Origin of the sequence: Methylobrevis albus (assembly GCF_015904235.1) — a bacterium.
GTDB classification, from domain to species: domain Bacteria; phylum Pseudomonadota; class Alphaproteobacteria; order Rhizobiales; family Pleomorphomonadaceae; genus Methylobrevis_A; species Methylobrevis_A albus.
This window is the reverse complement of sequence record NZ_JADZLT010000050.1, coordinates 523283-535972: the sequence shown is the minus strand read 5'-3', so window position 1 is coordinate 535972 and position 12690 is coordinate 523283. Positions and strand designations below refer to the sequence as shown.

At 72.9% G+C, this 12690-nt stretch carries 7 protein-coding genes; 3 read left to right on the top strand and 4 right to left on the bottom strand.

Going from position 1 to position 12690, the window contains the following annotated elements; translation table 11 throughout:
* The first annotated feature begins 163 nt into the window (after window positions 1–163).
* The 3 genes from I5731_RS12155 to upp all read left to right on the top strand — a co-directional run bounded on the left by I5731_RS12155 (window position 164) and on the right by upp (window position 2680).
* Entirely contained in the window at window positions 164–1384 is a 1221-nt protein-coding gene (locus tag I5731_RS12155) for a URC4/urg3 family protein (protein ID WP_197311643.1), read from the top strand.
* A gap of 31 nt (window positions 1385–1415) precedes the next feature.
* Entirely contained in the window at window positions 1416–1952 is a 537-nt protein-coding gene (locus tag I5731_RS12150; protein ID WP_197311642.1) for a hypothetical protein, read from the top strand.
* Window positions 1953–2050: 98 nt separating this feature from the next.
* Window positions 2051–2680 (top strand): uracil phosphoribosyltransferase, encoded by a 630-nt coding sequence (upp, locus tag I5731_RS12145; protein ID WP_197311641.1) that lies wholly within the window; start codon window positions 2051–2053, stop codon window positions 2678–2680.
* Window positions 2681–3173: 493 nt separating this feature from the next.
* Here upp and I5731_RS12140 read toward each other — a convergent pair whose 3' ends face one another.
* The 4 genes from I5731_RS12140 to I5731_RS12125 all read right to left on the bottom strand — a co-directional run bounded on the left by I5731_RS12140 (window position 3174) and on the right by I5731_RS12125 (window position 12675).
* Complete coding sequence (locus I5731_RS12140) at window positions 3174–4373, bottom strand: amidohydrolase family protein (RefSeq protein ID WP_197311640.1); 1200 nt, start codon at window positions 4371–4373, stop codon at window positions 3174–3176.
* A 153-nt stretch (window positions 4374–4526) separates the two neighbouring features.
* Complete coding sequence (locus I5731_RS12135) at window positions 4527–7286, bottom strand: hypothetical protein (protein WP_197311639.1); 2760 nt, start codon at window positions 7284–7286, stop codon at window positions 4527–4529.
* Entirely contained in the window at window positions 7286–10558 is a 3273-nt protein-coding gene (locus tag I5731_RS12130) for a hypothetical protein (protein WP_197311638.1), read from the bottom strand. The genes I5731_RS12135 and I5731_RS12130 overlap by 1 nt, the downstream gene beginning before the upstream one ends.
* A complete protein-coding gene (locus I5731_RS12125; RefSeq protein ID WP_197311637.1) occupies window positions 10558–12675 on the bottom strand; it encodes a hypothetical protein in 2118 nt (705 codons plus the stop codon). The genes I5731_RS12130 and I5731_RS12125 overlap by 1 nt, the downstream gene beginning before the upstream one ends.
* Window positions 12676–12690: the final 15 nt, after the last annotated feature.

Below are 12690 nucleotides of genomic sequence, written 5' to 3'. Positions count from 1 at the left end.
CTGTCCCTCCCCCTCGAGGGGGGAGGGGACCACACGGCTGGCGCAGCGGCTCTTGCTTCCCCTCCCCCCTCGAGGGGGAGGGACAGGGAGGGGGGGAGCCCGTTGGGCACGACCGCCTCTCCGCCAGCTCCGATCCCCCCGCCCCCGTCCCCGGAGCCCGCCCATGACCCCGGCCGACCTGCTCTCCGCCGCCGCCGTCCGCGCCCGGGCGCACGCGATGCTCGGCCTCGGCCTCGACGGCCGGCTGGATCACTTCACCGTCGACCTCTCCCGCCTCGACGCCGCGGCCGACTACGTCATCGCCGTGATGCGCGCCAACTACTCCGACCTCGATGTGCCGTTCCACGCCCGCTGGCGGCATTTCGAGGCGGGCGGGCTCGACCGCTGGGCCTTCATCAGCGACGTGCGCGATTTCGCCGATCCGGCGGAGGCGGCCCGCGCCGCCTTCGACCTCGCCATCGTCTCCGTGCTGCTCGACGCGGGTGCCGGGCCGAAATGGAGCTATGCCGACGTCATCACCGGCGAGGTCTTCACGCGCTCCGAGGGGCTGGCGGTGGCGAGCGTCGCGATGTTCGTCTCGGGCCTGTTCTCGGCCGATCCCGGCGACCCGTTCCGCGCCGACGCCCGCGCGCTCGCCGCGCTGTCGGCCGAGGAACTCGCCACCGGCTTCCAGGCCGACGCCGCCAATCCGCTGGTCGCGCTGGAGGGGCGCGCCAACCTGCTCAACCGCCTCGGCCAGGTCGTCGCCGGCGCGCCGGAGGTGTTCGGCATCGTCGACACGCCGCGCCCGGGCGGCCTCTACGACGCGCTCGCCGCGAAGGCGGTGGCCGGCCAGCTTCCGGCGCCGGTGATCCTCGAAACCGTGCTCGCCGGCCTCGGCGGCATCTGGCCGGGGCGGATCCGGGTCGGCGGCGTCGACCTCGGCGATTGCTGGCAGCACCCGGCGCTGGTGACGGCCGACGAGACTTCCGGCCTCGTGCCGTTCCACAAGCTGTCGCAGTGGCTGTCCTATTCGCTGATCGAGCCGCTGGAAGCGGCCGGCATCAGGGTGACCGACGTCGACGGCCTGACCGGCCTCGCCGAGTACCGCAACGGCGGCCTGTTCGTCGATCTCGGCGTCATCGCCCTGAGAGATCCGGCCGAGGCGGAGGTCGCGCACGCCGTCGACTCGGCGCTGGTGGTCGAGTGGCGCGCGCTCACCGTCGCCCTGCTCGACCGCATCGCCGACGCGATCCGGGAGAAGCTCGGCCTCGACCGGGTCAGCCTGCCGCTCGCCAAGGTGCTCGAAGGCGGCACCTGGGCCGCCGGCCGGCAGATCGCGCGCGAGACGCGCGAGGGCGGCGGGCCGCCGATTCTCGTGGTGAGCGACGGAACGGTGTTTTGACACTCTCGCTTGCAGTTTTCAGGGGCCTCGGATGAACGATCTGGTCAAGTCCATCAACGAGTACTATGCCGCGCACGATAGCAAGCTCCGGATCGAAGACCCGTCGCCGGCCTTCCTCAGGGTGCTGGAGCGCGTCCGCATCCGTCAGTTCCTGCCCTTCACCGCCCGGCTGAGCACGGAAGAGCGCGCGGCTGTCCCGGAAACCGTTCTTCCCATGCTGTCGCTCGAAGAGTTCTTCGACGGCAATACCGACGAGGGCTGCATCTGGGGCAATCTTTCCGACCCCCCGCCGCCGCTGGCGGACATTCGCAGCTTTCTGGAATCGATTCGCGACCGCGCCGATGTCGACAATGTCTACGTGATGGTCACGAGCTGGGATGGTGGCAACTACTGGCCGTTTTCGGACACCATCTGGATCGTGACTTCGGCATCGGAGGAAGAGGTCGCGGACTGGATCCCGGAGGAGTATGCGCCGGACGAGATCAGCACCGGCTTCTTCGACCACTACAAGTGCGAGCAGCTGCCGATCCCGCCGGGCATGGCCGCGGTGAGCCTCTGGTACGACTGATCGGGCCGCGCGATCGCCGTGGACGCCGCGCAAAGGCGCTTCTTTCCATGGCTACAGCGGGATAGATTGCCCGCGACATCACGGGCAACGGGGGTTTCATGGACGGCGTCACGGTCATCGGCCATCCGCTGGTGCAGCACAAGCTCACCATCATGCGCGACAAGGAAACCTCGACGGCCGGCTTCCGCCAGCTGCTGCGCGAGATCGCGACGCTGCTCTGCTACGAGGTGACGCGCGACCTCGAGCTCGAGCTCGTCGACATCGACACGCCGCTCGGGCCGATGCAGGCGCCGATGCTGGTCGGCAAGAAGCTGGTGTTCGCCTCGGTGCTGCGCGCCGGCAACGGCCTGCTCGAAGGCATGCTCGACCTCGTCCCCGCCGCCCGCGTCGCCCACATCGGCCTCTACCGCGATCCAAAAACGCTGACGGCGGTCGAATATTACTTCAAGGCGCCCGAGGATATCGCGAGCCGGCTCACCATCGTCGTCGATCCGATGCTCGCCACCGCCAACTCCGCCGTCGCCGCCGTCGAGCGGCTGAAGGAGCGCGGCGCGAAGGACCTCCGCTTCGTCTGCCTGCTCGCCGCCCCCGAAGGCGTCGAGCGCTTCCGCGGCGCCCACCCCGACGTGCCGATCTACACCGCCTCGATCGACAGCCACCTCAACGAGAAGGGCTACATCGTGCCGGGGCTGGGGGATGCGGGGGACCGGATGTACGGGACGAAGTAGGGGCGCGGTGCTCTTCGGGCTCGCGCCGCGACAGGCCGCCGACGCCGAAACCCCTCCCGACCCGGCTGCGCCGGGCCACCCCTGCTCCGGAGCCACGGGTCTCCTCCGCCTGCTGCACATCCCCACAAGGGGGAGGGATTCCTAACGCACTGACGCTGCGGTGAAAACATCCCTCCCCCTCGTGGGGAGGGTGGCCCCGCGAAGCGGGGTCGGGAGGGGTCAGCAGCCTCGCCGCGTCCTCCGTCCCCTCCGCCGTCATCCCCGCGAAAGCGGGGATCCAACTCTCCGCGTGGGCGGAAGTTGCGGCCCGTGCCGAGGACCATCCACCAACGCCTCTCGTGCGGACAGTTGGATCCCCGCTTTCGCGGGGATGACGACCGATGAGACGTAGCCGTGAACGAACTGATCCCACCCCTCGACGCGAAGCTGGGTCGGGAGGGGTCAGCAGCGGCGGCGGGAAACCTCCGCACCCGCAACGACCAAACCCCAAAACCTACCCCCCCACCACCGCCGGCACCTTCTCCGCCGGCGGCGTGTTCCGGCTGCGCCCCGTCCGCACCACGCCGTCGATCACCGTCATGCCGATGCCCGGCAGGTCGCCGAGCCGGATCGAATCGAGGAAGTCCGTCCCCGCCGAGTGCTGCGCCTTGTCCATGAACACGAAATCCGCCGCGCGGCCGACCTCGATCAGGCCGCAGTCGAGGCTGCGCATGCGGGCGGTGTTGCCGGTGGCAAAGCAGAAGGCGATCTCGGCCGGCACGTCGCCGAGCGACGACAGCATCGAGACCATGCGCACGATGCCGAGCGGCTGCACGCCCGAGCCGGCCGGGCCGTCGGTGCCGAGGATGACGCGGTGCAGCTCGCCGATCTCGCGCGCGGTGCGCATCGCATAGAGCGCGGCGCGCTCGTTGCCGTTGTGCACGAGTTCGAGGCCGGCCTTGCAGCCCTCGCAGATGCAGCGGATTTCCTTGTCGGGCAGGGCGGTGTGGCCGCCGTTGATGTGGCCGACGACGTCGGTCGCGGCCTCCAGCACCACGTCGGCGCCGATCAGCCCGGAGCCGGGGATCGACGGCCCGCCGGTGTGGATGGTCGACTGGATGCCGTATTTCCGCGCCCAGGCCACCATTTCGCGCGCCGTCGCGCCGTCCTTGACGCCGCCGAGGCCGACCTCGCCGAGCAGCTTCACGCCGGCGGCGGCGAGCTCCTTGAAATCCTCCTCGACCATGCCCGGCTCGATCACCGGCGCGCCGGCGTGCACCTTGACGCCGCTCGGGCGGAAGGCGGTGAAGGCGCGCTGGGCGAAGATCGCCATCGCCTTCAGGCCGACGATGTCGCGCGGACGGCCGGGGGTGTGCACCTCGCCGGCCGAGATCATCGTGGTGACGCCGCCGTGCAACGTGGAATCGATCCAGCCGAGCTGGTTCTGCCGCGGCGTCCAGTCGCCGGCGACCGGATGCACGTGGCTGTCGATCAGCCCGGGCGCCAGCACGGTGCCGTGCGCGTCGATCACGGTCTCGGCGCCGTCGAGGTCGAGGTCCTTCGCCTTGCCGACCGCCGTGATCCGCCCGCCGGCGGCGATGATCGTGTCGGCGTCGAGGATCGGGTTGCCGATGTCGCCGCTCAGCAGCAGGCCGATGTTGCGGATCACCAGCTTGCCGGTACCGGAAGCCTTCGCGGGTTCGTCGTGCGCCATGCCGCGGTCCTCTCGTTTCGCGCGGAGCCCGCGCCGTCGATGATGCCAGAGTGTTCATTGGTGCACGAACAAAACCGCACCGCAAGACCGAAGCGGCCCGCAGCGGTGGATTGGTGGCGCAGGCAATGAGGATAGCAGCGCCGCAGCGCGGCGCTACTCGCGGCGCAGCTGCAGCGAGCGGAACACCCGCGGCCGCATGAAGGGCTCGCCCCAGGCGACGGGCAGGGTGGCGAGCCGCGGCTGCTCGCGGCGCACGTCGCCGACCGTGCGGCCCTTGCCGAGCATCTGGATGTCGGGCTCGCTGTCGGCGAGGATCAGCGTCGCCCCGTTCGGCCGCGCCTCGATGACGAGCCCCTCCACGTCGCGGCGCTGGTGGGCATGGCGGAAGATCAGCGGGTAGTGCCAGCGCGCCGCGCCGCGCGGTGCCGGCTCGGCGCGGAGCTCGCGCCGTGCCGGGAGACCGCTGCTCGGTCCGGGCCGGTCGATCTCGGCGAAGGCCGTCTTCGGGAAGCGGTAGGCGGTGGCGACGAAGAAGCCGACCACCAGCGCGTAGAGCGCGGCCAGCGCCAGCAGCAGCCGCAGCAGACAGTCGAGCGCGGCGGTGCGAAGGTCGATCGCCGCGCGCACCGGCGCCGTGGCCCGCGCGCTCTCAGGGCCGCCCGGCGCCAGCACCGCGTCGATGCCCGTCGGCAAACGGCCGAACACCTGCAGCAGCCCGAGCACGCAGGCGCAGCGCGCGCTCGAAACCGTCGCGGCGACGCTGCGCCCGTCCGGCCGCACCACCACCGTCGCAGCGAGCCAGCCGGGTTCCGGCACGACCACATCTCCGGCCTCCAGCCGCTCGCCCGGGAACAGCCCGCGCACTTCGAACACCAGCGCGATGCCACGGCTCAGCGCATCGAGGTCGAGCACCGCCGGTGCCGCCGCAGCGGCCTGCGTGCCGACGTCGTCCGGAGCCGGGTCGGACAGGGCTCCGGCACCGTCGACCCCGGCATAGACGAGCGACAGCCCGCTGCGATCGACCCGGAAGCTGCCCGCGACCTTGGCGCTGCCGCGCAGCGGGGCGACGGCCTCGAGCCGCAGCTCCAGCGACGCGTCGCCGCGCGGCGGCGGGCCCGTGAACGGCCGGCGCACGATGGCGAGGCGGCGTTCGTCGCCGGGGCCGAGCGGGAAGGGGCCGTCCACGGCGCCGCGGTCCTCCGGGACGAGGGCAAGGCCATCGGGCAGGCTCTCCGGAACGAGGCGGACCTCGCCGAGTGGCCCCCCGTCGCTGCGCCGGATCACCAGCGTGCCGAGCCGCCGCTCTCCGGCCGGATCGCGGCCATCGTCGACGAGGTCGCCGCCGCGGCAGGCCGTGCAGTCCGGCGCCGGCTCGATCGTCATGGCCAACCCGGCCGCCGGCGGCACCACCTCGATCACCAGCGGTCGCGCCGTCTTGATCACGAAGCCGGGCAGCGAGAACTCGGCGAGTGCCGCCATCCGCCCGGGCACCGTGGTGCCGAACGGCGCCAGCGCCCGGTCGCCGCCGTCGTCGCGCGCGAAGGCGAGCGGCATCGGCGCGGCGCCCTCGATGCGGCCGCGGAACGCCGTCGAGGCGGGGAGTTCGGCGAACGGCACCCGGCGCGCGCCGCGCGGGGCGGCCGGGTCGCGGTCGTAGAGCAGCGCGGCGATCCGGTAGGCGCCGCCGGCGACGACCTCGACGACGCCGTCGGCCCGTGGCGCAACCGGCGCGCCACCGGTGTCGACCACCCCGAGCTCGATGCGGGCCTGGGTGTCGAACAGGAGCAGCGTGTTGGCGCCGACCGGCCGGTCAAAGTCGACGGTGACGGTGCCGGGCGGCAGGGCGGGGTCGAAGGCGAACCGGCTGGTGCGTGCCGCGCGGGCGGGCGAGCGCCAGTTGCGGCGGACATCGTCTGCCGCCATCCGGCTGCCGATCTCGATCGGGGCGGCGCCGGAAAAACTGGTCCCGGCGACGGCCGGCAACCGCGCATCGGCCGGCCCGTCGACGACGACGGTGAGCCGGTGCAGCGAGAACGGCGAGTCGACGAGGATGCGGGCGCCGTCGATGCGGGCAAAATCGCTGCGGTCCGACCGGTCGGTCGAGGAGACCCGCGCGATGACGTCGAGCATGGCGTCGACGAGACCCGCGGTGTCGGTGACGACGCGCAGGCCCTCGTTCGCCGTGCCGTTGAAGGTGCCGAGCAGCGTCGCGGCGACGGCTTGCTGATTGACGGTCTCGAGAAACGCCCGGCTGGCATTGCCGGCCGGCGAGATCAGCACATAGTCGGCCCGCAGTCGGCCGCGCATCGCCGTGCGGTAGTGCGCGAACAGGCGGGCGAGGTCCGGCGCCCGCGGCAGGTCCGGTCCCCGGAAGCGCGTGCCGCGTTCGATCTTGCCGTCGGTCAGCACGATGAGAAAGGCTTCGTCCTCCGGACCGGTCTCGGCCGCGAGCCGCTGCAGCATCAGTTCCAGCGGCTCGAACGGGGTATCGGTGGACGGTGGCGCCGTCCACCCGTCGCGGATGGCATCGACCAGCGCCTGCTGCGCTGCCGGACCGGGCAGCGGCCTCTCCTCGACGAGGTTGCCGGCGAGGGCGGTGATCGTCGGCGCCAACGGGATCGGATAGGTCGCCGCCGCCGCCAGCCGGTCGCGCAGGGCAGGATTCGCCTCAATCGCCGCCTCGAACTCCGACAGCCGGATCGAGAACAGCCGGTCCTCCGGGCTGAGCGACGACGCGAGCACCTGTGCGCCGAAGGCGGCGAGGTGGAAGCGTCCGTCCATGCTGCCCGAATCGTCGAAAACGATCCCGACCAGCCGCTTGCGGGCCGCCGCCGGGTCGGGGGCGAACGCGGCGACGAGGGCGAGCAGCAGCAGCGCCAGCCGGGCGACCAGGGGCGCGGCCCGGCCCCTCATCACGTGCCACCCGGGTGCAGGCCGCGGATCAGGTCCGCCGCCGCCGCGAAGTCGAACTGCGGCGGCAGGTCCGCGCGGTCGAACCGGTAGTGCAGATCCGGCCGCGCGGCGTTGGCGACGAGCCAGTCGAGCCAGGCGAGCAGCGCCCGCTCGACGCTGGCGAACTGGGTCGACAGGATGTTGACGACGCCGAGGTCGCTGCCCCAGTCCTCGACCACGACCAGATCGACCGTCCGCCGCCCGTCCTCCGGCGCCACCCCGAGAAAGGCGGCGATGGTCGGCTCCAGCGTCGGGCTGAGGTCGCGCACCGCCGCGTAGGGCTCGCTGCCGAGCAACTCGCGCGAGGGCACCATTTCCATGAGATCGAGCTGGCCGTACCACGCCGACAGGAAGTCGGCGTCGACGGCGTCGTTCGGCCCCGTCCCTGCGGCCGCGGGATCGGCGGGGAGGCGGAAGTTCCGGGCCTGCGGCGAGAGCACCGCGATGCGGTGGCCGATCTCGGGCAGCAGCGTGAGGATGACGTCGGAGAGGCACGCCTGCAACGTGCAGGCGATACGGGCCAGTGCCAGGTCGCCGGGAGGCGCATCGATTTCGATGCGCAGGATCAGGAACGCGGCGCTGCCGTGTTCGGCGACCACGGGGTGGTTGCCGTAATCGACGCGGGTGTAGCGCCGGCCGTTGGGCGCCGCCGGGCGGACGCGGTCGAACTGGAAGTGGCCGAAGGTGCGGCGGCGGACGTCGGTGCGCCCCTGCCCGACGATCCGCCGAAGCCGCCCGTGCGGCTGGATGTTCGGTGCGCCGATGCGTACCGCCGGCAGTCGGGCCCCGGGGCCGAGTTCGGCGGCGTCGGCCACCCACTCGAACTCGATCCGGAAGTGCCGCTGGAAGCGGTAGCGGACCGCGCCCTCGACATGGGCGTTGCCGGCCGCGTTCACGGCCGAGCGCACGCGGACGGCGCCCTCGGGGCCGGGCAGGGTCAGCACCTCCCGGTAGTGACCCGCGGCGAGGATGAGCGTGCCCGGCGCATAGGCGAGCCCGGCGTCACCGCGGGCGATCCAGCCGATCGGCTCGCCGTCGTGCTGGCCGCGGATCGGCGCGAGGCTGCCGAGCCGGGCGAGTGCGGCCGCCGCCTCCGGCAGCCGCACGCGGTCGTCGTCGGCGCGTCCGCCGGGTGCCGCCGGGTCGTCGTCCGGGACGCGCTCCAGCTTGAAGCCGGCGCCGAAGACGAAATCGAACAGCCGCCGCAGGCCCGGCGGGGTCGGCGCGATCCGGCGGGCGCGCAGGAGTTCGGGATTGGCCCGACGCAGGATCCTGTCGATCTCCGCCCGTCCCATGCCGGCGCCGCCCTCGGCGACGAGGCGCGCGAGGATGATGCGCGCGACCTCCGCGAGCGCGATCCGCGGCCACGGCACCAGCGGCCGGAACATCTGCCGCCAGCCGCCGTCCCGGCTTTCCGCCTCCTGCCGGAAGCGGTCGACGAGGAAATCGCGGAGCGGATAGTCGGCCGCGACGACGAGGGCGAGCGCCTCGTCGGCGTCGCCCGCCGCGGCGAGATCTTCGATCGCCTGCACGAGATTGCCCGGATCACGCACGGCGACCACCGTGCGCGGATGCGGCACCAGCGGCGGCACGCTGCGGGGCTGCGTGCTCAGCGCGCGGCTGCCCGGCTCCGCGGCGGCGACCCGCAGCGTCTCGGCCCGCAACCACGAGCTCTGGTCGGGCAATTCGGTGCCGGTGAGCTGGATCAGGTCGGTCGCGGCCCGTGCCGCGGCGACGGCTATCAGCGGCAGGGTGTCGACCGCTTCGCCGGCCGCCGGCAGCGCGCCGGCGCCCTTGCCGAGCAGGTGCTGCAGCGCCTGTCTGCGGCTCGCGGCGCCGTCGCCGAACACGAGCCGGTAGGCCGTCCCGGCGGAGCCCGGAAACGACACGGGATGCCACTGGCGTTCGGTCGGCTCGAACAGGTCGAGCACGTCGTCCAGCGCGGTGCGGTCGGCCGTCTGCACCAGCACCCGCACTCGCTGCGCCGGCACGATGGCGAACAGCACCAGCATCTGCAGCCGCAGGATCGGCAGGTCGAAGCGATGGAACTCGAGAGCGACGATGAAGCGGATCCGCTCCAGCGTCCGTACCACGACCGGCTCGCGCCGCGACAATAGGTGACGCTGCAGCCCGTCCTCGCCGGCGACGAGCATGGCGTAGAGCCGGTTCGGCGCGAGGTCCCCCTCCCGCTGGCTCCACCAGTTCGCGGCGACATCGAAGGCATGGGCGCGGGCGCCGTCCTCCAGCAGCGCCACCACCTCCTCGAGCGCCTGCGCCGGGCAGAGCACCAGCACCGACCCGCCTTCGCCGTGCGCCATGGCGGCCGTGCGGCGGATGATCTCGCAGTGGTCCTCGTTGAGCGGTCCGGTCAACAGCACGTTCCGGCCGCGCGCCTCGGACCACGGCGCGACCGGTCGCAGCGGGTTCGGCGCCAGCCGCCGCGTCGCCTCCCGCACCGCGGCGTCGCGGGCGACGCTGGCGTCCTCGGCCCGGGCTTGTGGTTTCATCTCTTCCCAGTCGAGCAGGCCGCCCTCGGCCCCCACCTGGCGGTACCGCTCGTAGAGACGGCGCAGCGGTGGCAACTCGGTCACGACGAAGCCGATCACGAGGCCGGTGGTCTCGACCGGGCGCGGCAGGTCGCCGGTGCGCAGCAAGAGGATCAGCGCCGCGAGCAGCGCACCGGACCAGATCGGGCCGACCTCCGGCAGGGCAAGGCCCGCCATGCGGCCGAGGACGAGCAGCACGGCGAAGCAGCCGACCCCGGCGAGGATCGCCAGCGCCGCCGCGCGCGCGCCGCCCCGCGGCGGCGACGGATACGCCTGCGCTGCGGCGTCCGGCACGATCATGCCGAACAGGCCGGACAGCACAGCCGCCGCCACCGCGACCGCGAGCGTCCCCGGCAGCAGTCCGGCGAGGACCAGCCCCTGGGCGACGAGTTCGGCCTGCGGCGGCGGGAGCACGAGGTCGAAGTCGAGGGCGAAGAGCTCGAAGATGCGCCCGGCTACGCGCGGTCCCGCGGCGGCGATGCCCTGCAGCGTCCACTCCAGCGGTACGGACTTGAAGTTGTGCAGCGGGCCTTGCCCGATCCGGACGACTTCGGCGGTCAGGACGACGCCGGCGAGGGCCGCGAAGCCGGCGCCGACGAGCAGGGCGCGATGGCTCCACCACGGCCGCCGGGCCGTCAGCGGCGCAGCGGAAGGCGGGGATCGGCGGAAGGGCGAGGGCAGGCGCATCAGCCGGCGCCCTGCAGCGGCGCGGGCCAGACGCTGCGGACGTCGAGTTCGATCTCGCCGAGAAAGCTCGTCGTCTCGCCCGTGAACCGGGCCGCGCCGACGCCGTCGAGGGTCTCGATGATGGTGAGAGCGGCCGGGCGGCGATGCGGCGCGAGCTTCTCGTGGTCCAGCATGAAGTCGCGGATCCAGTTGCTGTCCGGTGTCGCGGGTGTCCGGTCCAGCCTCTCGTCGATGGCGGCGAGATCGCCGTCGCCGACGGCGAGCGCGGGAAGCCCGGCGCGCGCCCCGCGCGGCGCGATCGCCGCCAGGGCGTGCTCGATCGGCTCGGCCGCCAGCATTCTGGCATGCGCGTCGAGGCGCGAGAGCGCGAGCTCGGGATAGAGCGCGAAGGCGGAGATCAGCATGTGGTCCCACGCCGCCCGGGCGATCGCCGTCGCCTCGCCGACCAGCGCGTCGCGGCGGCGAATCAGGTCCTCCACCGCGTCGATGTAGCGTCGGCGCCGGCCCGCGACCGTGCGCCCGAACAGCAGCCCCCCGATCAGGAACGCCAGCAGCGAGATACTCCAGAGCGGCACGACCTCCGGCGCGAGCAGCCGCGCGAGCAGGTCGCCGGCCGGCGGGCCGACGTCCACGATCTCGATGACGACGGCGGCGAGCAGCGAGCCCGCCAGCAGCAGGCCGGCGAGCAGATAGCGCAGCGGCACCAGGCGCTCGGCGGCGTCACCGACCGCCTGGAACGCCGCGACATAGGGCGCGTAGGTGGAGAAGACCTCGATGGCGAAGCCGATCCGGCGCACCGCCTTCTGCTCCAGCGGCGCCCGCTGCTCGACGAGGCGCGGCTGCACCACCTCGAAGATGCGTTGGGCCTGCTGGGCCCGCAGCAGCCAGGCGGTGTGCAGGTCGTCGATCGGTCGGCGGCGGCGGTTCAGCTCGTCGCTGGCGCCGCTCTCGCCGGGGGCGGGCAGCGGCAGGTTGGTGATGGCGCCGCGCAGTTCGGTGTCGAGGCGGTTCACCATCCGCTCCTGCAACTCCTGCGAGGTTTGCTCGATCCGCCTGGCGAGGTCGAGGCCCCAGTTCACCAGTGCGTCGTTGTCCCGGACACGCTGTTCCTCGATCGGCCGGAGACGGCGGCGGTCGAACCAGGTCGCGATCCGGCCCGGCAGCAGCGTCGTCGACGTCCGCAGGGGATCGATCGTGATCTGGCCGATCGCCGCACCGCCGCGCTTGGCCTCGCCCAGCATCGCCTCCAGCCGGTCCCCGAACTGCTGCCAGCGGACATCGCGGTCGCGGTCGACGCTCTGCGGCCGGGCGCCGCGGCGGTCGTGCACGCCCTGCAGCACGGCGGCCAGGAACTCCGACCGCGTCGCCGCGGCGCTCACGAGGCCGATCGTGACGACGCGGCCGTTCGTGTCGCTGAAGAAGGCACGCAGCGGCTGCGCCGCCCCGTCCTGCGCGGCGGTGCCGACGGCGCGCACCGCGGTCACGAGGTCGACCACGGCGCGCAGCGTCAGGAACTGCAGTGTCGTCGCCGCGTCGTCGGACAGCCCGATCGGGCGGGTGAGGGCGAACATGCGCTCGCACGGCTGCCCTCCGTTGCGATCGGGGTCGGCGAGCAGCAGCTCGGGCATCGTCGCGGCGGGGCCGAACTCTGCGAGGTCCGGCAGCGGGCGAAGCACCGCCTCCACGGCGCCGGTGAGCCGCACGACGGCGTGGCAGCGCAGCTGGCCGAAGTCGCGCCGCACGGCGGGATCGAGCCCCGACACGAAGCGCTCGACCAGCCGGAGCCCGCTCACCGTCGCGGCCGGATCATCGGCCGCGAGCACAAAGATCACGTCGGCCCGGCGGCGCTGAACGTCGTCGGCGAGGTCGTCGAGCAGGCTCTCGGCTCCGGTCGGATCGTCCTCGTCGAGATCGTAGACGCGGGGCCAGCGGCTGCCCCACACGCTCTCGACGACGCCGGCTGCCTTCGCGGCGGCGCGCGGACGGATACTGCGCACGACGAAGCGGCGCTGCCGCCCGGCCGGGTAGAGGTCGAGCAGGAAGCGCTGGCAGAGATCGACGACGTCCCAGCCCGGATCGAGATTGACGAGGATCGTGCGGTGCGCCGGGTTCGTCATCGCCGACCCGCCCCC